Here is a 24199-nt window from a genome sequence, read left to right as displayed (position 1 = left end):
AGCGCTCAGGGAACTCCGGCAAAGCGCAACAGGGCCGTTGTTAGCAGCGCAGCAGCAACGATCATCATAATCAACGGCATTTTTCGCCAGGCAAGCACTACTGCTACCGCTACGCCAGCTACCCGCGCCGTTCCGGCAAAATGGCCACCTTCACAGAAGGTGTTTCCCAGCACTACCGCAAATAACAGCGTGGTGGCAGCATCTGACAGCAGCGCCCGGGAGCATATTCAAGGCGCTGGAACCTGAAACTATGGCTATTCTGGTCGCACAGCAAAACTGAGTTTGATTAAGGGATAAAGGGTGCTTTTCAGAGGTGTTAAAACAGGAAGAGTCGCTATCAGAGGCGTCACCGGGCTGAATGATTATTTCATCAGGTGGTTACGATATTGGTTTTAAAAGCAAGGATTTAGCCGCAACAGGCAGGCCCGCTGCGGCTAAGGTTAAAACGACGAGCTTAAGGCCTTCTGAACAGGGCGATGCTGCGCCCTTCCAGCTCAAAATCCTTTTCTTTATTGATAACCAGGCCGCGTTTAGCGGTATCTGAGGTGGTTAACTCCAGCACCCAGCCCCCTTCGCCAAACTGCGGGATCAGGAACGGTACGTTGCCTTCAAACGGGTTGATCAGCATCAGCACGTCGTGCCAGATGCCCTCTTCCGCCTGCAGATCGGGACGGCCAATGTAGACACCCAGCGTCAGCCCTTCATCCCACTGCTCCGACTGCTGAAAGCCGCCGCCCGCATTGAACCATTTGATATCCATACCGTCTCGCCAGTTTTCCCGACGCAGCAGCGGCTGTTCTGCCCGCAGCTTGATAACATGACGGGTAAACTCACGCAGCGCCTCGCCGGATGCCGTCATATTCTCCCAGTTAATCCAGGAGATCTCGTTATCCTGGCAATAGCCGTTGTTGTTGCCTTGCTGGCTACGCCCGAACTCGTCGCCTGCGAGCAGCATCGGCGTACCGTGGGAAAACAGCAGCGTGGCGAGGAAATTACGCTTCTGACGCTCGCGTACCGCGTTGATGCCCTCATCCTCCGTTGGCCCTTCAGCCCCGTAATTATAGGAACGGTTATCGTTGTGGCCGTCGTTATTATCCTCACCATTGGCGTCGTTGTGCTTTTCGTTGTAAGAAACGAGATCGTTAAGCGTGAAACCATCATGAGCGGTGATAAAGTTAACGCTGGCCCAGGGGCGACGGCCACGGAGATCGTAGAGATCGCCAGAGCCGAGCAGGCGTGCAGCAAAGTCGGTGGAGACATTGTTGCCTTTCCAGTATTCGCGCACCGTGTCGCGATATTTGTCGTTCCACTCCGCCCAGCCAGGCGGGAAGCCGCCCACCTGATAGCCGCCAGGGCCGATATCCCACGGCTCCCCTATCAGCTTCAGCTTTGACAACACCGGGTCCTGCATCATGGCGTCGAAAAAGCCGCCGCGTTCATTAAACCCTTCCGGCTCACGGCCAAGAATAGTGCCGAGATCGAAGCGGAAACCGTCAATATGCATCGACTCTGCCCAGTACCGTAGCGAATCCATCACCATTTGCAACACGCGCGGATGGGAAGTATTCACCGTGTTACCCGTGCCGGTATCGTTAATGTAATAACGATGCTGGTCCGGCAGCGTGCGGTAATAGGAGAAGTTGTCGATCCCCTTGAAGGAGAGGGTCGGACCCAGTTCGTTCCCCTCCGCCGTGTGGTTGTAAACCACATCCAGGATCACCTCAATCCCCGCATCGTGAAATGCCCGCACCATATCGCGGAATCCCTGAATGCCCTTTGGACCGAAATAGCGTGAAGCGGGAGCAAAAAAGCCCAGAGTGTTATAGCCCCAGAAATTCTTCAGCCCTTTATCCAGCAGGTGCTGATCGTCCGGGAACCAGTGGATCGGCAGAAGTTCAACCGAGGTGATGCCCAGGCTTTTGATGTAGTCAACCGAGGCGACATGGCCCATCCCCTCATAGGTACCGCGAAGCTCCTCAGGGATAGCGGGATTTTGCTGAGTAAATCCTTTTACATGGGCTTCATAAACCACCGTTTCCGGCCAGGTTACATTGGGCCGGTTATTGTCCTGCCAGTCGAATTCGTTGGGATTGATGACGCGGCATTTCGGCATAAAGGGCGCGCTGTCCTGCGTGTCATAGGTCAGATCTTTGTCTTCATGCAGTAGCTCATAGGCAAAATGAGCCTCATTCCATTCGATATCGCCCGCCAGTTCGCGCGCATAGGGGTCCAGCAGCAGCTTGTGCGGATTAAAGCGGTGACCGTTTTCCGGATCGTAAGGACCATGTACGCGATAGCCATACAGCGCGCCGGGTTGCAGGCCCGGAACATAGCCATGCCAGATTTCATTGGTATACTCTGGCAGCTCCAGCCTTGCGATCTCCGTTTTACCGCTGGGATCGTAAAGGCAAAGCTCAACGCGCTCGGCATGGGCGGAGAAGAGGGCAAAATTCACCCCTTCCCCTTCAAAATTGGCACCCAGAACCAGGCCGTGCCCTGCTGTAATTTCAAAAGAATGACCGTTTGACATCTCTGGCTCTCCATTAGGCAACAGAAATTCACCTGCAAAGGTAAGTTATTATATTTTAATCTTTCTATATCATACTGTTACAAGCGTAACGGGCTGATAACCGTGGAGGGTGTCCAGCGTTATCCGCTCGCTCAGCATCTTCTCTTCTCCGGTCAGAATGTCGCGATAGCGACGGTTAGCAAGCCGTTCCGGCAGGAGCAGTCCGGTCTCTGTACCCCAGGCGGAAGTGGTCAGACTGCCCAGGTCACTCAGTACCAGTCGCGGGGCGATCACTATCACCGCTTCGTTACCCTCCGCGCGTGCGAACGCCAGCACATTTTCCGCCCGCTTACCGGCAGCCGTTAGCGGTACATAGTCTCCCCGACGAAACAGCGCGCGCTTCTGCTGACGCAGCTGTAAATGAGTGGCAATGATCTGCTGCTTAAGCTGCCCACTGAGCCACTGCTCCTGCGTGAGGGCAAGAGGTGAGGAGAGCTGTTGTGCAAGCTGCGCGAACTCGGGTTCACGACGGTTATCGGGGTCCACAAGGCTGAAGTTCAGCCCCTCGCTACCCTGATAGATATCCGGCACGCCAGGTGCCGTGAGCTTAACCACAGTCTGGGTAAGGCTGTTAACCAGCCCTGCCTGAATAAAGGGTTGCATCGCCTGGGTAAAATCTTGCAGGAAGGCGTGATTCGCTGGCGAAAGCAGGTTCCTTGCATAGCTGAACACCGCCTCTTCATAGACTTCATTACTGTCTGCCCAATCCGTCCGCAGTTTGGCTTCCCGCAGCGCTTTTTCCACAAACGCCAGGAACCGCTCCTCCAGCTCTTTCAACCCCGACGAGTCGTCCGGTTGCAGCATCACTGGCCAGGCCCCTGCCAGCGCCTGATAGAGCATCCACTCCACTGCTGGCTTTGGTGCCGGGCCATCTTCAAGCTGGCTGATTTCTGCCTGGTTCATTTTACGCCAGCGGGCGATACAATCAGCCCAGCGATCCGGCGCTTCCGTCAGCGTATAGAGCCGCGCCCGCGCATCTTCGCCACGCTTGGTGTCGTGGGTTGAGGTGCCAGAGAGCGCGTCCGGCTGCGTTTCAAGCCGCGTAGTCATCTCTTTATGGAAACGATCCAGCGAGAAGGTACGTGGGATCGGCTCTGCGCCGACCTCATTCAACGCCAGCTCCATGTTTTGCCGGAAGAACAGCGTATCCTCTACCGATTTCGCCATCAGCGGGCCAGTAAGCTGCTGGAAACGGGTGCGGAAGAGGGTGGCCTCTGCAGAAGCTTGCTGAGCAACGTCACCAGAGAGGATGCGGTTAAGAAAACTCAGCGCTTCAGGATCGGGCGCATTTTTGCCTGTCGCTATCCTCCTGCTGATTTTTTGCAGAAGATCGCTATCCGCCGTGGTCAGCCCTTCCGGTGTGCCGTAGGTACGATAAACAGGGAACGCCACCAGCAGTTCACGCAGAGCAGCCCGTACGGTTTTCTCCTCCAGCGCCGCCCCATCATCACTGGCGATAACCATCGCAAGCTTAAGCAGCGTGGTGAATTCGCCCTCGAAGTTTCTGTCCGCCATCAGCAGTTTGGCCGACCGCAGTTCAGCCTGCATATCTACCGGCTTGCCCACCAGTTGGTCATAGGCCTGGCGCAGCTCGCTAATTTTGCTGCCATCTACTAACGCCTCAGAAAGCGCAGCGATAAATTCATAACCGGTGGTACCAGAAACTGGCCAGTCAGCCGGAAGTTGCTCCCCTTCGCCGAGGATCTTCTCCACGGTGATATAACACTCCGGCCCCGCTTCCTGCCGCAGACGCTCAAGATAGCCTTTCGGATCTGCCAGGCCATCCACATGATCCACCCGTAGCCCGTCGACTATGCCGGAATGCACAAGCTCCAGGATTAACCGATGCGCATCGTCAAAGACCTCTTTCTCCTCTACCCGGACACCCGCAAGACCGGTGATTTCAAAGAAGCGGCGGTAGGAGAGATCGTGCGGAGCATCCCGCCACGACATCAGACGCCAGGGCTGTTGGTCATGTAATTCGGCAATCGCCTTCTTATCGGTAAGAGCAAGAACTTCAGCCTCTTTTCCCTGCCACGACGCGGGCGTAAGGGGATAAAAATTATCAAAGTAGGCCAGCGCAGGCCTGCCGGTTTGCGGATCGGGCCGGATGCTTATTTCGCCATTTTCCAGCACGGTGGCAAAATCATCCCCCAGGAAAGGCAGGGTCAGGCGGCGCGACCAGTTAATGTCAAAATAGTGGGCGTAGCGGCTGCTTTCACCCTGCTCAATCACGTCGCGCCACCAGTGATTTTCCAGCGAAGCGGCCATATGGTTGGGTACGATGTCGAGGATCAGCCCCAGGCCAGCCTGTTTCAGCGCGCTGACCATGCGGTCAAACCCTTCCCGGCCACCAATCTCAGGCTCTATCTCATTGGCGTTCGTCACGTCATAGCCATGGGTTGAGCCGGTTGTTGCGGTAAAAATGGGCGAAGCATAAAGATGGCTGATGCCAAGCTGTTTCAGATAGGGCACCAGCGCCGCGGCACGGTCAAAAGTCATGCCGTTACGGAACTGAATCCGGTAGGTGGCGGAAGGAATATTCACCTGACCTCTCCTGTAGTAAAGCGGACAAGGATGCTATTTTGCGGCAGTCTGTTTTCCTCTTGCGGCCAGGCGAAAAGCGTCTTGCCGGACTGAAGCGGGATTGGCTGCGCGTGCTCGCCGATATTAAACGCCATCGACAGCATTCCTTGTGGGAACTGCCAGCTGACGGCAACGAAACCTTCTGCAGTTTTGACGACCTCGCCGGTAGCTCTCTCGCCGGTGGCAAGCAGCGGAACAATATGCTGCTGGCGCAGCGCCAGCAGTTTTTTACTGAACGCCAGCCACTCAGCGCCTTGCGGCGTGTTCTGCTTTGACCAGTCGAGTTTCGACATCATAAATGTCTGCTCAGCGTTAGGATCGGGGACGCTTTCGCCCTCAAAATCGCCATGACCGGCAAACTCACGCGCTCGCCCTTCCCGCACGGCTTTGGCCAGATCGCCGTGGAAATCGGTGAAGAACAGGAACGGGTTAGTTTCCCCATACTCTTCGCCCATAAACATCAGCGGGATGTGGGGCGATAAAAGCAGCGTGGCGAGCATCACTTTAGTGCGATCGACACCTGCCAGATCGATCAGCCGCTCTCCCTGGGCGCGATTGCCGATCTGATCGTGGTTCTGAATAAAATCAACAAAGGCTTCCGGCGGCTGTCCGGTGCTTACTACGCCGCGCTTTTCACCGGATTGCGGGGAGATCTCGCCCTGATAAGCGAAGCCTTCTGCCAGCACGCGGGCTACCAGCTTTTCCGGCTCTTTGGCAAAGTCCTGATAATAGGCCTGCGTTTCGCCCGTGGCGAAGACATGGACGGCATTGTGGAAGTCATCATTCCACTCTCCGGTAAACAGCGGAACGGAGCCATCCTCACCGCGAGGGTGCAGGAAGATAACGTTGCGGCTGTCTTCCGTGGTCAGATGAACGGGCCTGTCAGTGATTTCAGCGCGGATATGTTCAGCGATAGCGATCAGCACATGTTTATGGGAAACGTCTTCAATCTGATCAATGGCGTCAAAGCGGAGTCCATCCAGATTGAACTCTTTCAGCCAGTAGAGCGGCGCTTCAAGGATATAGCGGCGCACGGCATCAACATCATAAGCGATGCCCGCGCCCCATGGCGTCATGCGCTCTTTATGGAAGAAATCTGGCGCGAGGAGCGGCAGATAATTGCCCTCAGGTCCGAAATGATTGAGCACGATATCAAGCACGACCGAAAGACCAGCACCATGCGCAGCATCGACAAACGCCTTAACATCGTCTGGCGAACCATAAGCCGCATGGGGTGCATAGAGCAGCACGCCATCGTAGCCCCAGCCCCGGTTGCCGCCAAAGTGCGACAGGGGCAAAAGCTCGATCTGGGTAATGCCCAGGTCGGCTAAATAAGGTAATTTCTGCATTGCGGCCTGAAAGGTCCCTTCAGGGGTGAAGGTACCGACATGCATCTCATAAACCACCGTTTCCGCCCACGGACGGCCCCGCCAGCTGCTGTTTTGCCACGCATAACTGGTCGGATCGATGACCAGCGAAGGGCCATTTACCTCTGACTTTTGCGCGCGCGAGGCCGGGTCCGGCACAACCATCCCGTCGCTAAGGACAAAATTATATTCTGCGCCAGGGGAAACATCCGCCACCAGCAGTTCAAACCAGCCCTCTCCCGCTGGCTGCATCTCTCTATCCTGGCCCGCCAGTCTGAGTGTGACCTGACGCTGCCCTGTTGCCCAGAGGCGAAAACGCACCTCACCGGAGGCGAGATATTCGGCCCCCCAACTTTTTTGAAACGATCTGGACCCCATTCAATTGCCTCGCTTGACTCATAAGTGATCAACGGACGGCACCAGCAGAACAGGGTTCCGCTGATGCGAGCATGCATTGCCTGACGCGATCTGAAGGCCGTAGGGGTTGGCGCTGCTCTGGAAGCCATGAGCTGGCTGTTCCACAGAGTGGGAACGCTGACCCCTTGTCCGGAAAACCGGGATAAAGCCAGCATACGCAGAGTAATCATAGACTATGGTGTAGGGGTTTGAATTGCCGCTGCGCTTTGCCGGAGCTGTTATGCTGATTCAGGTACGTGACCCCGTACCACCGGTAACTGGAAGAGGAAGAAAAGATTCCAGTTCTTTAAGGTCATGACTGCAAAACAGCCTTACGTTGGCGGAAGGCGTGCAGGCCAGCTCCCGCAACCGCTGCTGATTTTGGCGCCGGGCATGCTGGTCAGCTGCCATAAACCACTGATAAAACCGCAGCCCTGGCGTACAGTGGCGCTGAAGTCCCTGCATTTCACCGCGGTAAAACCAGGCGTCTCCTCCATGCAGCAGCCAGCCTTCAGCGGTTTTGATGGCGATGCCTGCATGTCCCAGCGTGTGGCCAGCAAGCGGAATAAGCACTATTTCGGGAGGCAGTCCCTCAAGCGTGGTTACAGAATCAAAGCCAAACCACTTTTCACCCTGAGCCTGATAGCCCGTCCAGCCTGACGAACCGCTCCACTGAGCCGGGCGGTAACGCGACCGCGCCAGCCAGCTATGTCGTGACTGAGCAGTATCAATTTCCTGCTGCATCAGATGTATTTTCGCTGCCGGGAAATCGGTAAGGCCGCCAGCATGATCAAAATCAAGATGGGTAAGGATGATATGTCTGACGTCGCTGGCTGAATATCCCAGTGCCTTAATCTGTGACAAGGCCGTTAGCGTTTCTCTTCTCTGAATATTATTCACAAAGCGGAAAAAACCGGCAATACGGTTATCCGCCATTCGGATGTCATCCCTGCCAAAGCCGGTATCAACCAGAATCAGGCCGTGGGCATCGGTTTCAATAAGCAGGCAATGACAGGCCAGGTGAGCCTTAATCCCTTTACTGAATCCATCATAAAAGGCACCACCGAAGGGGCACATGCAGCCACAATTAAGGTGTCTGATTTTCATATCGCTCCTTATGCTCCTGACTGAGACCAGATTTTTAGGGCAGCGCCAGAAAGTTCACTATTTTCAGCTCACCCCGGAATAATTTAAGTCCGGTTTCAGGCATGTCAGAGTGGATATATGCCAGAGACGGAAAGCTGACTGGTTATAAACAATAATAGCCTGTTGGTTTACGGCAATATGGACCGTTAATTGACTTTATGTTTAAAGCAGCAGGGAATTTTATTAGCCCTGCGCTTAGCTGTAAGGGTATACAAGCCGCCTGTGATTGCCGCTTGATTAGGAACATTCTTAGGAAGAACGAAGCATGCTGAAGGAAAAGAACGCTTTTTCAGAAGCGATAAAGGAGCATCGTAATGATACAGAGAGTGGCTTTACCGATAATTTTCTGCCGTTCGCGGGAAAAATAGGGGCTATCGCTGCCCTCTACTTTTTGCCCTCAAGCACCATCCTGACCGCCAGGCTCGCCAGCACAGTCCCCATCAGCCAGCGCTGAATTTTTTGCCAGGTTGGGCGCTGCGCCAGGAAGCTGGCGATGGTCCCTGCGGCAAAAATAATCGTGCCGTTCACCAGCATGCTGGTGACAATCTGAGTGGAGCCAAGCGTTAGCGACTGTACAAGCACGTGGCCCTGTTCCGGCTTAATAAACTGCGGCAGCAGCGACAGATAGATAACTGCGGTTTTGGGGTTCAAAAGATTGGTCAGCAGCCCCATGGTAAACAGCTTACGTGAGCTGTCTGCGGGCAGGTCGCGAAGCTGAAACGGCGATTTCCCGCCAAAAATAGCCTGCCACGCCATATAGAGCAGATAACAGGCCCCCGCGAAGCGCAACGCATCATATGCCAGCGGCACCGCCATAATCAGCGCGGTGATCCCCAGCGTGGCACACAGCATATAAAACATAAAACCCAGCGCTACGCCGGTCAGCGAAATATATCCCGCTTTACGTCCCTGACAGAGAGAGCGGGAGATCAGATAGATCATATTCGGCCCCGGCGTCAGCACCATACCCAGGGAAATAGCAGCAAAGGGGAAAAGCTGGGAAAGCGTAACCATCGAGATATCCTTATGATGTTGAGCAATCATTACCTGTCACTTCTTCCTGAATAAACCAGAAGCCTCCCTGCCTCTCCCGCTGCTGATGCCTCCCGGGCTGAAACCGGCCCTTTCGGCGTGCTTACGCCCCGCCTTAACCGGATGAGCCAGCCTGGCTGCGCACCGTATCGTTGCCGAACGCGACCCACTTGTAGGTGGTCAGCGCTTCCAGACCCATCGGGCCGCGAGCGTGCAGCTTCTGGGTACTTACCGCCACTTCCGCGCCCAGACCGAACTGTCCGCCATCGGTGAAACGGGTGCTGGCATTGACGTAGACCGCCGAGGAGTCAACCTCATTCACAAAGCGATCGGAATGGTGAATGCTGCGGGTCAGAATTGCGTCTGAATGCTGGGTACCATATTCACGGATATGGGCGATAGCCTCATCCAGATCGTCCACCAGCTTCACGTTGAGATCCAGCGCCAGCCATTCGTCCCGATACTGTTGATCCGTGACTGCGCTGACCTCCGCCGGGCCGTTTTGCAACTGCGGCAGTGAGCGAGGATCGGCATGCAGCCTGATGCCCTCTTCTGCCATGCGGGCGCTTAAAACCGGCAGGAAGCGATCGGCAATTGCGGCATGTACCAGCAGCGTTTCCAGGGAATTACAGGCGCTCGGGCGCTGTTTTTTGGCATTGACGATCACTTTCATCGCCGCATCCATTTCGATATCCTGGTCAACAAAGATATGGCATACGCCAATACCGCCGGTGATCACCGGAATGGTTGACTGCTCGCGGCACAGCTTGTGCAGGCCAGCGCCGCCGCGCGGGATCAGCATATCGACGTAGCGATCCAGCTTCAGCAACTGATTCACCAGCTCACGATCCGGACTTTCAATCGCCTGCACTGCGCCTGCCGGCAGGCCATGCTGCTGCAAGGCCCCCTGAATCACGCGAACCGTTGCCCCATTAGTCCGGTACGTTTCTTTCCCGCCGCGCAGGATCACCGCATTGCCGGTTTTCAGGCAGAGGCTGGCAACATCCACCGTTACGTTAGGACGTGCTTCATAAATTACCCCGACAACGCCCAGCGGTACGCGGCGGCGTTCAATGCGCAGCCCGTTATCCAGCAGGCCGCCATCCATCACCACGCCAACCGGATCGGCCAGGCGGCAAACCTGGCGCACATCGTCAGCAATGCCTTTCAGCCTGGCGGGATTGAGCATCAGCCGGTCCATCAGCGCTTCGCTCATGCCGCTCTGACGCGCCCCGGCCAGATCCAGCTCGTTTGCCGCCAGGATCTCTGCGCTCTGCGCTTCAAGGCGATCGGCAATGGTCATCAGGACCTGATTTTTTTGCGCGGTGGAGAGCACCGACAGCTGATAAGAGGCCGCTTTGGCCGCTTTACCCATTTCTTCCAGCATCTGCTGCTCCTTAACTGACGATCATATCGTCACGGTGAACCGCAACCGGACCATATTCATAACCCAGGATATCGCTGATTTGCTGGGAATGGTGTCCCGCAATCATCCGCATTGCATCACTGTTATAACGGCTTACGCCGTGCGCCACATCACGCCCTTGCAGACTGCGGATGCGGATAACTTCACCGCGTGAAAAGTTGCCGCTGATCTCACGGATGCCTTTTGGCAGCAGTGAACTGCCGCGCTCAAGAATGGCAGAGAGAGCACCATCATCCACGGTAAGTTCTCCCGCAGGCGGCGCGCCGAAGATCCAGCGTTTACGATTTTCCAGTGGCGTCTGCAGCGCGTGGAAACGCGTGCCCACCGGCTGGCTGTTGATAACATCACCGATCACGCCTGCACGGCTTCCGGCGGCAATAATCGTATCTATTCCGGCACGGCAGGCTACGTCAGCCGCCTGCAATTTGGTCGCCATCCCACCGGTACCCAGACCGGACACGCTGTCGCCCGCCAGGGCGCGCAGCGCATCATCGATGCTGTGAACGTCGTTAATCAGCTGCGCTTCAGGGTTATTACGCGGATCGGCGGTAAACAGGCCGGGCTGATCGGTCAGCAGCAGCAGCTTATCTGCCCCGGCGAGGATCGCAGCCAGCGCCGAGAGGTTATCGTTATCACCCACTTTGATTTCCGCCGTGGCCACCGCATCGTTCTCATTAATCACCGGTACGATGTGGTTGTCCAGCAGCGCGCGCAGCGTATCGCGGGCATTCAGGAAGCGCTCGCGGTCCTCAAGGTCAGCGCGCGTCAGCAGCATCTGGCCGATGTGTATGCCGTAAATAGAGAACAGCTGTTCCCAGAGCTGAATCAGCCGGCTCTGCCCCACCGCAGCCAGCAGCTGCTTTGAGGCGATGGTGGGCGGCAGTTCCGGGTAGCCAAGATGCTCACGCCCGGCGGCCATGGCGCCAGAGGTGACAATCACAATTCGGTGGCCTGCCGCATGCTGCTGCGCGCACTGACGCACCAGCTCGACAATATGTGCCCGGTTCAGCCGACGCGATCCGCCGGTTAATACGCTGGTCCCCAGTTTCACTACCAGGGTCTGGCTGCTGCTCATTATTTCCTGCCATTACAAAAAAATAAGGTCGAACTGACTTTTTAACAGGTGTGGTGCTGGAAGCCAACAGGACGCGGCGTAAAAGGGGGAAAAACCGCCGACAGCCGGGTAGACCAAAAGTTCGGCAATAACAAGAAATGTATAGGAATGTAATAAAATTTTAATGTTCGCAGGGTAAAACGTTGCTGCCTTAAGAGAAGTCTGAAGGCCACAAAAAAACTTACTCATTCGGGATTGATAGGAAAATGAAGAAAAGCGCACTGGCCATTTTAACCGCCGTAATGGCTCTCTCCACCGCTGCTCAGGCCGCAGAAGTTTACAACAAAGACGGCAACAAGCTGGATCTGTACGGTAAAATTAAAGGCCTGCATTATTTCAGCGATAACGATGGCAGCAACGGCGACAAGTCTTATATGCGTATGGGCTTTAAGGGTCAGACGCAGATCAACGACATGATGACTGGTTACGGTCAGTGGGAATATCAGTTCAATACCAATAACAGTGAAGGCAGCGATGCGAATACCGGCAACAAAACCCGTCTGGGCTTTGCTGGTCTGCGATTCGGCGACTACGGCTCAATCGACTATGGCCGTAACTACGGCGTTCTGTACGATGTGGAAGCCTGGACCGATATGTTCCCGGAATTCGGCGGTGACGGCACCGCGCGTAGCGATAACTTTATGACCCAGCGAACCACTGGCGTGGCGACCTACCGTAACACTAACTTCTTTGGGCTGGTTGATGGTCTGAAGTTTGCTTTACAGTATCAGGGTAAAAATGATGACAGCACCGGTCGTACAACGACCTCCAGAGGCAACGGCGACGGCTACGGTATGTCAGCGGTTTATGCCCTGGCCGACACTGGCGTAAGCATCAGCGGTGCCTACACCAGCTCAGATCGGACCAATGCGCAGCAGGCTCAGGCTTACGGCACGGGCGATAAAGCGGATTCATGGGGTGCAGGTCTGAAATATGATGCCAACAGCGTTTACCTGGCAGCTGTCTATAATGAAACGCGCAATATGACCCCAATTAGCGGTACCTCCACGGTTGACGGCACGACGGTGGCAGGTGCGGCGAATAAAGCACAGAACATTGAGCTGGTTGCGCAGTATCAGTTCGATTTTGGTCTGCGTCCTTCCATCGGCTACGTGCAGACCAAAGGCAAAGACATTGAAGGGCTGGGAGATGTTGACCTGGTTAAATACATTGATGTGGGTGCGACTTACTACTTCAATAAAAACATGAACACCTACGTTGACTACAAAATCAACCAGCTGGACGACGACAACAAACTCAGCCTGAACAACGATGACGTTGTAGCGGTTGGCCTGGTTTATCAGTTCTAATCTCTCCCCTCTCTCCCGCAGTTGAGTAGTTTTACCCCGCGTTAGCTCGCTGAAAAAAAGGCTGGCATTGCCAGCCTTTTCACGGGTTATTCAGCCTCAGGCGGTCAGCTTGACCGGCTCATCATTGAAACCGGCAGCGGGTTTCAGCCCCAGCTTCATCTCTTCCAGCAGCGCTTTCAGCCGCACATGGAAATTACGCAAGGTCTCTTCGAGCCGTTCATTATTCTCTTTTCCTTTGACTGTCGACGGCTTCCAGTTGCCCTCTTTATCGAACAGTCCAAAGTGGTATTCGTAGGTGAAGTGGTCGCTCTGCGCTTCCAGCTCCATCCACCAGCCCCAAAACTCGCGCAGCTCCGGTGAGGGTTTAACGTTGACGCAAACGGCCAGGCAGTCAAAGAAAAAACGCTCCTCTTCACATTTCGCTTCGCGAATATAGGGACCCAGCGATCCAAAGCGCTTCATTAAGCGGCTTTTAGGATGCCCACTTGGTAACGTCATCGTTTACTCTCCTGTAATGCGCCTGTTAATCAATCCGCTAACCCGTCGGAGTCAGGCGATCGGCGGGTTAAGCCTGCTTGTTATAGCAAAGGTTTGAATTATAGCAACTCATCGCGTTAACCGCTTCGCTAACCAGTCGACAATATCACGTAACGCTTTATCAAAGTTGTGCATGGCGGGTGAGAGGGCTATCGGCAGCAGTTTCCCGTCTGCGGAGGAGTTAACAATAAGCTTTGACTCCTCTTCCGGGCTGAAGGGATCGTTTGGCCAGTAGCCGGAAAGCATCGGTGTCGGGCAGCGGCGCCCCAGCAACCCTTGTAACTTAAGGGAGTAACGGTTCAGTTCGACCCGCAGCGCAGAGTCGGAGGCGGTAGCCATGCCTAAACGGCTGGCCAGCACGTCCATATACATTTCCGGTACGCGGTCCTGAACGGTTTTATCGCACAGCAGGGTGTGAACCACCGGCCCCAGGCAGGCTACCGCTTTCAGGCGCGGCGACTCAAGATAGGCGAGCCGTACCGCCACGTTTGCGCCGAAGCGGAAGCCGAATGCGCCAACGCGGGTATGGTCCACCCAGGGCACATTCTCTAAGTGACGCAGCACCTGCTGATGCAGAAAACTGGCATCCTGCGTGAGAGTCCACTTCGCTGAAAAACCGACCGAAGGCATATCAATTGTCAGCATAGCAATGCCGCGTGGGGCAAGATAATCGTGGAACAGACGGTAATGATCGGTTTGCAGCGAATCCAGGCTGCCGCACAGCAGTACGGTCGGATAAGGCGCGCTGACGCCGGGTGGCATATGCAGGAAGCCAAAAATCGGGCTGCCGCCGGGAATGGGAAACTCCAGCTCTTTTAACTCACCGGAGAGCCGCGACGTAGCCTCTTCATAGGCACGATTTGCCAGCAGCTGTGCCTGTTCCGCCAGCTCATCCCCTTTCAGGTGGGGATAGCCCGCCACACCATAGAGGTTGGCGGCATGAAGCCAGCACTGTCCGGCCTCTTCAGGAGTAGCGACTTCGCCCGCTTTCTGCTGCCAGTAGGCAGCCTGCTTTGACCACTCATAAATCCAGTTTCCGCCCCGGTAGCCGATTACCGTATCCAGAAGGTTGTCATCAGTATGTTCTACCCGGCTGTTAGCTATGCGGGCCAGCACTTCACTGATCTCTTGCAGGGGCAATCCCCGCCAGGTCCACAGCAGCCGGTTGATCATGCGATACCAGCCCGCGTGACTCTCTCCTTCCAGCGCCGAGTGGATCGGCAGCGGCTTATGGCGATGAAGACGGCGAATTAATGATGAGGTTTCAGGATGCTTAAAGCGAGGTTTGAACAGCTCCTCACTCAGATTCTTTGGTGACATGGCGTGACGTTCCTCCAGCACAGGGCGTCGGATGAGTCTATCGCAGCCTGCAGCAGTGCGCTAACCGTAAAAAAAAACGCCCGGCAGAACCGGGCGTTACTTTGATGCGCGTCAATCAGCCTTTTACCAGCGGCGGAATATAGACCACGCCCATATCCCACGGCTGTTCAATCCAGGTATTCTGCGGGATATCCACCACATAGTCGTCTACCAGCGGGCGACCAGCAGGTTTGGCAAAGATAGTCACGAAGTGGGCTTTTGGATACATCTCGCGGATCGCCTGCGCGGTCCCGCCGGTATCGACCAGATCATCAATCACGATAAAGCCTTCACCGTCGCCTTCTGCACGCTTCAGCACTTTCATTTCACGCTGATTGTCGTGGTCGTAGCTGGAGATGCATACGGTATCGACATGGCGGATGCAAAGCTCACGAGCCAGCAGAGAAGCGGGGACCAGGCCACCGCGGCTGACCGCGATAATACCTTTCCACTGATCGACAGGGAGCAGGCGCTGAGCCAGTTTACGGGCATGAATTTGCAGCATGTCCCAGGTGACGACGTATTTTTCACTCATAAAAGGAGTCCCGACCAATGGTATTGGCTTAAAAATGTACAATGGGAGAGGTTGCGCGGAATTATAGAGATCTGAGCGGCTAAAAACCAGCGCCGGGCGGCTTTTTTCCTGGTGTGAAGTAAGCAACGCCGCGGAAACGATGATATTCTTTGCCCATCGCGTCAGAGAGTCTGACGGGAGTCATCCACTTGCTCAATATGCTCGCTATTGGCAGCGCTGCTGGCCGATGGCGTTGGCACAGGAGATTTATCGTGTCTGAATTATCTCAACTCTCCCCCCAGCCTCTGTGGGATATCTTTGCCAAAATCTGCTCTATTCCCCACCCTTCTTATCATGAAGAGGCGCTGGCAGAACACATTCTGTCCTGGGCCAGAGAGCAGGGTTTCGCCACTGACCGCGATGCCGTAGGCAATATTCTGATCCGCAAACCCGCCACGCCGGGCCTGGAAAAACTCAAGCCGGTAGCGCTGCAGGCGCACCTGGATATGGTGCCGCAGAAAAACAACGACACGGTGCATGACTTCACAACAGATCCTATTCAGCCGTGGGTTGATGGCGAATGGGTCAAAGCGCGTGGCACCACGCTGGGCGCGGATAACGGGATTGGCATGGCGTCGGCGCTGGCGGTCCTGGCTGATAAAAACGTGGAGCATGGCCCGCTGGAAGTGCTGCTGACTATGACCGAAGAAACCGGCATGGTGGGGGCCTTTGGGCTGCAGCCCAACTGGTTGCAGGCGGAAATCCTGATCAATACCGACTCGGAAGAGGAAGGTGAAATTTACATGGGCTGCGCAGGTGGGATTGATTTCACCACCACGCTGGCCGTCAGCCGTGAAGCGGTGCCGGCAGGCTATGAGCCGCTGCAGCTGATCCTCAAGGGGCTGAAAGGCGGCCATTCCGGCTGTGATATTCACGTCGGTCTGGGCAATGCCAATAAACTGCTGGCTCGCTTCCTGTTTGCCCACGCCAAGGCGCTGGACCTGCGCCTGGTCGATTTCACCGGCGGTACGCTGCGTAACGCCATCCCGCGTGAAGCAGTTGCCACGCTGGCGGTTCCTGCGGACAAAGTGGATGAGCTGAAAAGCCTGGCACTGGGCTATCTGGAAACGCTGAAGGCTGAACTGAGCCTGAAAGAGAAAAATATCAACGTCGTGATTGAAAACGTGGCGGCTGGCGGCCCGGCGCTGACGGCGCAAAGCCGGGATGCGTTTTTTGCGCTGCTGAACAGCACGCCAAACGGCGTAATCCGCAATTCAGACGTGATGAAAGGCGTGGTTGAAACTTCGCTGAACCTCGGCGTGGTTTCGCTGAAGGAAGAGGAAGCGAAAATCAACTGCCTGATCCGCTCTTTGATCGACAGCGGTAAAGAGTACGTGGTGGAAATGCTGACTGCGTTGGGCGACCTGGCTGGTGCCGCCACCGTGGCGAAAGGCAGCTACCCAGGCTGGCAGCCCGATGCCTCTTCACCGGTTATGGCACTGGTGGGTGAAACCTACAAAAAGTTGTTTGGCAAAACGCCGAACATTCAGGTGATCCACGCAGGTCTGGAGTGCGGTCTGTTCAAAAAGCCTTATCCTGAGATGGATATGGTCTCTATTGGCCCGACCATTACCGGCCCCCACTCGCCGGACGAGCAGGTGCACATTGCAAGCGTTGGCCTCTACTGGCAACTGCTGACGGCGCTGCTGAAGGCGATTCCTGCTAAGTAAATCGCAGCGGGGCGGAAGATTTTCCGCCCCGATTCAGAGCAGCAGTAACAGCTGCCGCTCAAGCTGAGGGTCCAGCAGGGTAACGTGCAGTCCCACCAGCCTGACGCCCCGATCTGCCCGCCGCTCATCCCAGGTTTTTTTCGCCACCGCTATCAAATCATCCTTATTCAGCTCCTGCCAGACATGTTCCTGGGTGGTTTGCTGGAAATCGTCGAACTTGAGTTTTACCCCCTGACGAGCTATCTGCCGGTCCGGTTTGATTTTGATTAGCCTGCGCTCCAGCTCCTCATAAAGCCTGTCGATAACCTCCAGACAAGCTTCCCAGCTGTGAATATCTTCAGAGAGCGTGCGCTCCACGCCCAGGGATTTCCGCAGCCGCTCCGTTATCACTTCCCGCTCATCAATGCCGTTGCTGCGTTCCCAGATTACGCGGCCAAACTTGCCAAAACGCTTTAACAGGGCCGCCAGATCGGTTTTCTGCACGTCTGCACAGGTCTTTAACCCCATCTCCTCCAGCTTTTTCGCGGTGACTTTTCCTACTCCCGGGATCTTCGACAGTGGCAGCGTCATCAGAAACCCGGAGAGCGCATCGGGAGTGATCACAAACTGCCCGTCGGGTTTGTTTAAGTCAGAGGCGATCTTGGCCACGAACTTGATGGGAGCGATCCCGGCAGAGGCGGTGAGATTCAGCTCGCGGGCAATGGTCTGGCGGATTTCGCGGGCGATAAGCGTTGCCGACCCGTGGCAATGCGGGCTTTCCGTGACGTCCAGATAGGCTTCATCCAGCGAAAGCGGTTCAATCAGTGAGGTATAGCGCGAGAAGATTTCACGAATATGCTGGCTGGCTTCTTTATAGGCTTCAAAGCGGCCGGGGACCACCCGCAGATGCGGACAGAGCTTCAGTGCCATTGCCGTGGACATAGCGCTGTGCACGCCAAATTTGCGGGCGGGATAATTCGCCGTGCTGATTACCCCGCGCTTTAAATGACTGCCGCCAATGGCAAGGGGGATATCACGCAGGCTGGGATCGTCGCGCATTTCCACGGCGGCGAAAAAGCAGTCCATATCAACGTGTATGATCTTACGCATATCCCCCCCAGATGCACTGGATAAGTATACAGTCAACCAGAACGATTTCAACTTGCGTTTAGTGCCGCAAAGCGCAGCGGCAGGGGAATTTTATTTTTTGTTTTCACCTGCGCTCTCTTGATAAAAAAACAGACAATGCTAATGTGGCGCTGCGATAGCGGAATTCTCCGATATTGCAAGTAACAGCGCCTGCGGGCGTAGCATCCACCCCTCTTTTCAAGGGAACCAGAATGGGCAAAATCGCACTGTTGTTTGCGATGTTTTTACTGCCAGCCGTCGCCATCGCCAGCGTACCCGTCACACCGGTCACGCCGCTCGCCCCGGTAAGCAAAGAGTTAAAGAAACAATTACTCGGCACCCCCGTTTATATTCAGATCTTTAAAGAAGAACGTACGCTTGAGCTGTATGGCAAAATCGGTAACGATTACCGTCTGCTCAACAGCTATCGCATTTGTAATTTCTCGGGCGGCTTAGGCCCAAAACGTCGTCAGGGTGATTTTAAAAGTCCGGAAGGTTTTTACAGCGTAGGCCTTTCCCAGCTAAAGCCGGACAGCCGTTTCTACCGCGCGATTAACGTCGGCTTCCCCAACGAATACGATCGCCAGCAGGGTTATGAAGGGAAATACCTGATGATCCACGGCAGCTGCGTCTCTATTGGCTGCTATGCGATGACCGATGCTAACATCGACGATATTTATCACTATGTGGAAGCGGCGCTGCGTAACGGCCAGCCACGTGTTGAAGTAAGCATTTACCCGTTCCGCATGACTGACAGCAACCTGCAGCGTCATCGTAACTCAATCTATTACAGCTTCTGGCAGCAGTTGCAGCCGGGCTATGCACAATTTGTGCAGAATCGTCTGCCGCCGTCCGTCAGCGTCAATGCTGGCCGCTACGTGCTGAACGGCCCGCTGCTCAGCATGCCTGGCTCGGGTTCAGCGCTCGCGCTCACCGAGACAAAATAGCGCCCAGTCGCCTGGCTCAATCTTGTGCCAGGTTTCATTGCCCGTCAGGGGCTGAGTGGCGATCACCGTGACCACGTCGTTTGGCGTGGTCTGCTTCTGAAAATCAATTTCCACATCCTGATCCAGCAGTGTCGCTTTGCCAAAAGGGGCGCGTCGGGTTATCCAGAACAGATTGGTGGAACAGAAGGCCATCAGATAACGTCCATCTGACAACAGCATGTTGAATACCCCTTTTTCACGCAGCTCCCCCGCCAGCTCAGCAATATAGCGGAACACCGCAGGCCAGTTACCCGGCGTGCGCGGATAGCGCGTGGTCAGCTTGTGCAATAACCAGCAAAACGCCTGCTCGCTGTCCGTCTCCCCAACCGGCCTGAACTGCCCGGTATCCAGTCTCCGATAGCCTTTAAGCTGACCGTTATGCGCATAGGTCCAGTTACGTCCCCAGACTTCACGGGTAAACGGATGGGTATTTTCCAGCGACACTTCACCCCGGTTAGCCTGGCGGATATGGGCCACTACCGAGCAGGACTTGATCGGGTATTCCTGTACCAGACGGGCGATCGGCGAATTAAAGCTGGGCCTGGGATCTTTAAAGGTACGGCAGCCTTTGCCCTCATAGAAGGTAATGCCCCAGCCATCTTTGTGCGGCCCCGTCCCTCCCCCGCGCTGTACCAGGCCGGTAAAGCTAAAGCAGATATCCGTTGGCACATTCGCGCTCATCCCGAGCAGTTCGCACATAGAAAACCCTCACGTAGCGGCCAGCGGCGCTGGCCTGAATGCTTACTCAGCCATCTCTTTTTCGATCAGCAGGATCAGAATATGGATAACCTTAATGTGGATCTCCTGAATGCGATCGGCATAACCAAAGTGTGGCACCCGAATTTCCACATCGGCCATACCGTCCATCTTGCCGCCATCTTTGCCGGTCAGGGTAATCACTTTCATGCCCTGTGCACGCGCCGCCTCGACCGCTTTGATAACGTTAGCGGAGTTACCAGAGGTGGAGATCCCGAACAGCACATCGCCCGCTTTACCCACCGCTTCCAGATAGCGAGAGAAGACAAAATCGTAGCCAAAATCGTTGCTGACGCAGGAGAGATGGCTGACATCAGAGATAGCGATAGCTGGGTAGCCCGGACGATTTTCGCGGTAGCGACCGGTCAGCTCTTCCGCAAAATGCATGGCGTCACAATGCGAACCGCCGTTACCGCAGGAGAGCACTTTTCCTCCCGCCTTGAACGAGTCAGCCAGCAGCACCGCCGCGCGCTGAATAGCATGAATATTGGCTTCGTCGCTGAGAAATTTATTCAGCGTCTCTGCGGCTTCGTTAAGCTCTGCACGAATGATGTCCTGATACATAGGGGAAGTCCTTTATAGGTGAGGTTATTGCCAGTTTACCAAGTTGGAAGAGGGGCGAAAAGCGCCCTGCGCCCTGGGCCACGGCTTTGACTTTTGGTGCGACCGGTTTGTGAGCCAGGTTGTAATTATTATGTAAACAGATTGCTAAGCAAGTTTATCTCGATTAAACCTGTAACCAACAGGTCAGACCTCTTACTACTTATGGAGCAACAGTTATGATGGTTCTCAGTATCGTCGCGACGATCGTGCTGATCGGCGCTCTGTTTTATCACCGCGTCAGTCTGCTGGTGAGCAGCGCTATCCTGCTGCTCTGGACCGCAGCGTGGTCGATGGCTCATCTCTGGACGCCGTGGCTGCTGATCCCGCTGATCCTCATACTGCTGCCCTTTACGCTGCTCCCGGTGCGCCGAAAAATGTTTTCCAGCCCAATGCTGAAAACCTTCCGTAAAGTGATGCCGCCGATGTCACGTACGGAAAAAGAAGCCATTGAGGCTGGCACCACCTGGTGGGAGGGCGATCTGTTTCGCGGCACGCCAGACTGGAAAAAACTGCACAACTATCCGCAGCCACGCCTGACGGAAGAGGAACAGGCTTTTCTGAGCGGCCCGGTTGAAGAGGCCTGTCGTATGGCTAACGATTTCCAAATCACCCATGAAATGGCCGATCTGCCGCCTGAGCTTTGGGCCTATCTGAAAGAGCAGCGCTTCTTTGCGATGATCATTAAGAAAGAGTACGGCGGGCTGGCTTTCTCAGCCTATGCCCAGGCGCGCGTGCTGCAGAAACTGGCTGGCGTCTCCGGCATTCTGGCGATCACCGTTGGCGTGCCTAACTCGCTCGGTCCGGGTGAGCTGTTGCAGCACTATGGTACCGATGAGCAGAAAAATCGCTATCTGCCGCGTCTGGCTCGCGGAGAGGAAATTCCCTGCTTTGCCCTTACCAGCCCGGAAGCGGGGTCGGATGCAGGAGCCATTCCTGATACCGGCGTAGTCTGTATGGGTAACTGGCAGGGAGAGCAGGTGCTGGGCATGCGCCTGACCTGGAATAAGCGCTACATTACCCTGGCACCTGTCGCTACGGTACTGGGGCTGGCATTCAAGCTGTCCGATCCTGAACATCTGCTCGGTGAAACGGAGGAGCTGGGGATTACCTGCGCGCTGATCCCGACAGATACGGCTGGCGTGGAAATAGGCAGCCGTCACTTCCCGTTAAACGTTCCGTTCCAGAATGGCCCGACGCGCGGCAAAGATATCTTTGTCCCTATCGACTACATTATTGGCGGGCCAAAAATGGCCGGTCAGGGCTGGCGTATGCTGGTGGAATGTCTCTCTGTAGGACGCGGTATCACCCTGCCCTCTAACTCTACCGGCAGCCTGAAAAGCATTGCGCTGGCTATTGGCGCTTATGCCCATATTCGGCGCCAGTTCCGCCTGCCTATTGGTAAAATGGAGGGCATTGAAGAGCCGCTGGCACGCATCGCCGGAAATGCTTACGTGATGGATGCTGCCGCCACGCTGATTACCTCCGGAATTATGCTGGGTGAAAAACCGGCGGTGCTTTCCGCTATCGTTAAATACCACTGCACCCACCGCGGGCAGCGCGCCATTATGGATGCGATGGATATTGCTGGCGGCAAGGGCATTATGCTCGGTAAAAGTAATTTCCTGGCAAGGGCCTATCAGGGTGCGCCCATTGCCATCACGGTTGAAGGGGCGAATATCCTGACCCGCAGCATGATTATCTTCGGCCAGGGCGCTATCCGCTGCCATCCCTATGTGCTGGCAGAGATGGCAGCCGCTCAGACCAATAATCTGAATGCGTTTGATCAGGCTCTGTTCAGCCATGTAGGTCATGTGGGAAGTAACACTGCCCGCAGCCTGTGGCTCGGCCTCACCGCCGGTCGTACCAGCGCTTCGCCCACCCGCGACGCCACGCGTCGTTATTATCAGCATCTGAATCGCCTGAGCGCCAATATGGCGCTGCTGTCGGACATCGCCATGTCGGTGCTGGGCGGCAGCCTGAAGCGTCGCGAACGTATCTCTGCCCGGCTGGGCGATGTGCTGAGCCAGCTCTATCTGGCCTCTGCAGCGCTGAAGCGCTATGAGGATGAGGGACGTAATGAGGCTGACCTGCCGTTACTGCACTGGGGCGTTCAGGATGCGCTGAATCAGGCTGAAGTGGCGATGGATGATCTGCTGCGTAACTTCCCTAACCGACTGGTAGCGGGCATGCTGAGAACAGTGGTATTCCCGCTGGGCCGTCACTGCCGCGCCCCTTCCGATCGTCTGGATCATCAGCTGGCGCGGATGCTGCAAACGCCGTCAGCGACCCGCAGCCGTTTAGGGCGCGGCATGTACCTGACGCCGGGTGATAACAATCCGGCAGGTCAATTGGAAGAGGCGCTGACAGACGTGATGGCGGCAGAAGCAATCCACGATCGTCTTTGCAAGCAGTTCAAAAAGCCGCTTCCGTTTACCCGTCTGGACGAACTGGCGAAACAGGGGTTGCAGGAGAAATGGATCGATGAACAGGAAGCCAGCGTGCTAATCCGCGCGGAAACCAGTCGCCTGCGCTCAATCAATGTGGATGAATTCGAGCCTGAGGAGTTGGCCACGCAACCGGTAAAGCCTGCTGAACAGATAAGAAAGAGTGAAGCAGCTTAACTGCAGAGTAAAACAGGCAAGCCGGGTTAAAACCCGGCTTTTTTATATAAAATAATCACCTGATTAATTATCATCGCTTTTAACACCGCCATAAATCTTTTCCTTTTATTTTTATCTTAATTTAAAACTAATAAATCCTCTCTAAAGTTATGCTCAAGCGGGAACCTCCAGTCAGTGGCCTTACTGCCCCACGGTTCCTGGCGATATAAAAAAAACAGATAATACCTTTGGCGAGAGACGCACTATGACTACCTCACAACAAGCCCTGACTAAAATCCCCGCTGTGACAGCCATCTTCTGGTTAATCAAGATAGCGGCAACAACGCTGGGTGAAACCGGCGGCGATGCCGTTACCATGTCGATGAATCTGGGATATTTAACCGGCACCTTGATTTTTGCGGTGATTTTTTTATTCGCCGTAACCGTACAAATTAAATCGACCCGATTTAATCCCTTTATTTACTGGTTTACGGTTATCGCGACAACCACGGTGGGAACTACACTTGCCGACTTCGCCGATCGCTCTTTAGGCATAGGTTATTTCGGTGGCTCAATAATTCTAAGTACTCTGTTAGCAACGTCGCTATTCTTCTGGTGGGCACTCTGCGGCACGGTAGCTGTTCAATCCGTGAATAACCGCCGTACGGAAATATTTTACTGGATAACTATTATGTTTTCCCAGACGCTGGGGACCGCGTTGGGTGACTGGACAGCGGATTCGGCCGGGCTGGGCTATGCCGGTGGCATTGTGCTCTTTGCCGCGGCGCTGATTATTCTGGTCGGTTGCTATCTGTTTACCCACTGGTCCCGTACGGCTATCTTCTGGACCGCATTTATCCTGACGCGTCCATTAGGTGCTGTGGTAGGCGATTTTCTGGATAAGCCACTGGCGCAAGGGGGCCTTGAGCTGAGCCGCTACAGCGCATCGCTGGCGCTGGTTCTGTTTATTATCGCCGCTGTTGTACTCTTACCTCAGCGCTCTGCCAGGCCGTTGCCCGAGGCGGCATAAAGCCCGGCTGGCGCAAAACAATCGGTAAAAC

General features: G+C 55.2%; 18 protein-coding genes and 1 pseudogene. 5 read left to right on the top strand and 14 right to left on the bottom strand.

The genetic code is table 11. From position 1 onward, the window contains the following. Positions 1-5 precede the first annotated feature (5 nt). The 8 genes and pseudogenes from SD961_RS07785 to proB all read right to left on the bottom strand — a co-directional run. A pseudogene (locus SD961_RS07785) lies at positions 6-221 on the bottom strand (AzlD domain-containing protein); the annotation flags it as partial. A gap of 233 nt (positions 222-454) precedes the next feature. Then, positions 455-2530 carry a glycogen debranching protein GlgX gene (gene glgX, locus SD961_RS07780; RefSeq protein ID WP_318789821.1) on the bottom strand — a complete coding sequence of 692 codons (2076 nt, stop codon included), beginning with the start codon at positions 2528-2530 and terminating at the stop codon, positions 455-457. Positions 2531-2599: 69 nt separating this feature from the next. After that, complete coding sequence (gene treY, locus SD961_RS07775; protein ID WP_412916668.1) at positions 2600-5071, bottom strand: malto-oligosyltrehalose synthase; 2472 nt, start codon at positions 5069-5071, stop codon at positions 2600-2602. 41 nt (positions 5072-5112) lie between these two features. Further along, positions 5113-6900 carry a malto-oligosyltrehalose trehalohydrolase gene (gene treZ, locus SD961_RS07770; protein WP_318789819.1) on the bottom strand — a complete coding sequence of 596 codons (1788 nt, stop codon included), beginning with the start codon at positions 6898-6900 and terminating at the stop codon, positions 5113-5115. Positions 6901-7167: 267 nt separating this feature from the next. Then, positions 7168-8025 carry an MBL fold metallo-hydrolase gene (locus tag SD961_RS07765; RefSeq protein WP_318789818.1) on the bottom strand — a complete coding sequence of 286 codons (858 nt, stop codon included), beginning with the start codon at positions 8023-8025 and terminating at the stop codon, positions 7168-7170. Between the two features lie 423 nt (positions 8026-8448). Continuing rightward, positions 8449-9078, bottom strand: coding sequence for a LysE family translocator (locus SD961_RS07760; protein ID WP_318790159.1), 630 nt, complete (start codon positions 9076-9078; stop codon positions 8449-8451). Positions 9079-9211: 133 nt separating this feature from the next. Beyond that, the gene (proA, locus tag SD961_RS07755) at positions 9212-10483 is read right to left on the bottom strand and encodes a glutamate-5-semialdehyde dehydrogenase (RefSeq protein WP_318789817.1); all 1272 of its coding nucleotides are present in this window, start codon (positions 10481-10483) and stop codon (positions 9212-9214) included. A gap of 10 nt (positions 10484-10493) precedes the next feature. Further along, complete coding sequence (gene proB, locus SD961_RS07750) at positions 10494-11597, bottom strand: glutamate 5-kinase (protein ID WP_318789816.1); 1104 nt, start codon at positions 11595-11597, stop codon at positions 10494-10496. A 245-nt stretch (positions 11598-11842) separates the two neighbouring features. Between proB and ompC the strand changes: the two genes are divergently transcribed. Next, positions 11843-12946: a porin OmpC gene (gene ompC / locus SD961_RS07745; RefSeq protein ID WP_318789815.1), complete on the top strand. Its 1104-nt coding sequence runs from the start codon at positions 11843-11845 to the stop codon at positions 12944-12946. A gap of 96 nt (positions 12947-13042) precedes the next feature. On the opposite strand, the gene crl is transcribed toward ompC, so the two are convergent. From crl to gpt, 3 genes are all read right to left on the bottom strand, one after another. Continuing rightward, complete coding sequence (crl, locus tag SD961_RS07740) at positions 13043-13444, bottom strand: sigma factor-binding protein Crl (protein WP_306207646.1); 402 nt, start codon at positions 13442-13444, stop codon at positions 13043-13045. 108 nt (positions 13445-13552) lie between these two features. Then, positions 13553-14803, bottom strand: a complete 1251-nt coding sequence (gene frsA, locus SD961_RS07735; protein WP_318789814.1) for an esterase FrsA — start codon at positions 14801-14803, stop codon at positions 13553-13555. Between the two features lie 115 nt (positions 14804-14918). After that, on the bottom strand, positions 14919-15377 hold the full coding sequence (gene gpt, locus SD961_RS07730) for a xanthine phosphoribosyltransferase (RefSeq protein WP_318789813.1): 459 nt from the start codon (positions 15375-15377) through the stop codon (positions 14919-14921). Between the two features lie 251 nt (positions 15378-15628). On the opposite strand from gpt, the gene pepD reads away from it, so the two are divergent. Further along, positions 15629-17086, top strand: a complete 1458-nt coding sequence (pepD, locus tag SD961_RS07725; RefSeq protein ID WP_318789812.1) for a beta-Ala-His dipeptidase — start codon at positions 15629-15631, stop codon at positions 17084-17086. Positions 17087-17119: 33 nt separating this feature from the next. Here pepD and dinB read toward each other — a convergent pair whose 3' ends face one another. Next, positions 17120-18175, bottom strand: coding sequence for a DNA polymerase IV (dinB, locus tag SD961_RS07720; RefSeq protein ID WP_318789811.1), 1056 nt, complete (start codon positions 18173-18175; stop codon positions 17120-17122). A 230-nt stretch (positions 18176-18405) separates the two neighbouring features. Between dinB and dpaA the strand changes: the two genes are divergently transcribed. Next, positions 18406-19140 carry a peptidoglycan meso-diaminopimelic acid protein amidase gene (dpaA, locus tag SD961_RS07715; RefSeq protein ID WP_318789810.1) on the top strand — a complete coding sequence of 245 codons (735 nt, stop codon included), beginning with the start codon at positions 18406-18408 and terminating at the stop codon, positions 19138-19140. On the opposite strand, the gene SD961_RS07710 is transcribed toward dpaA, so the two are convergent. Beyond that, on the bottom strand, positions 19111-19878 hold the full coding sequence (locus tag SD961_RS07710; protein ID WP_318789809.1) for a class II glutamine amidotransferase: 768 nt from the start codon (positions 19876-19878) through the stop codon (positions 19111-19113). The two genes, dpaA and SD961_RS07710, sit on opposite strands and share 30 nt — an antisense overlap. Before the next feature lie 42 nt (positions 19879-19920). Further along, complete coding sequence (gene lpcA / locus SD961_RS07705) at positions 19921-20499, bottom strand: D-sedoheptulose 7-phosphate isomerase (RefSeq protein WP_306207659.1); 579 nt, start codon at positions 20497-20499, stop codon at positions 19921-19923. Between the two features lie 215 nt (positions 20500-20714). On the opposite strand from lpcA, the gene fadE reads away from it, so the two are divergent. Together fadE and SD961_RS07695 are read left to right on the top strand one after the other, a co-directional pair. Continuing rightward, complete coding sequence (gene fadE / locus SD961_RS07700; RefSeq protein ID WP_318789808.1) at positions 20715-23159, top strand: acyl-CoA dehydrogenase FadE; 2445 nt, start codon at positions 20715-20717, stop codon at positions 23157-23159. A gap of 244 nt (positions 23160-23403) precedes the next feature. Next, on the top strand, positions 23404-24168 hold the full coding sequence (locus SD961_RS07695; protein ID WP_318789807.1) for a hypothetical protein: 765 nt from the start codon (positions 23404-23406) through the stop codon (positions 24166-24168). The last annotated feature ends 31 nt before the right edge of the window (positions 24169-24199 follow it).

Origin of the sequence: Erwinia sp. MMLR14_017, from assembly GCF_033657285.1 — a bacterium.
Lineage (GTDB): Bacteria > Pseudomonadota > Gammaproteobacteria > Enterobacterales > Enterobacteriaceae > Erwinia.
Note: the sequence above shows the minus strand (reverse complement) of the source record. Positions and strands in the feature narration are given on the sequence as shown.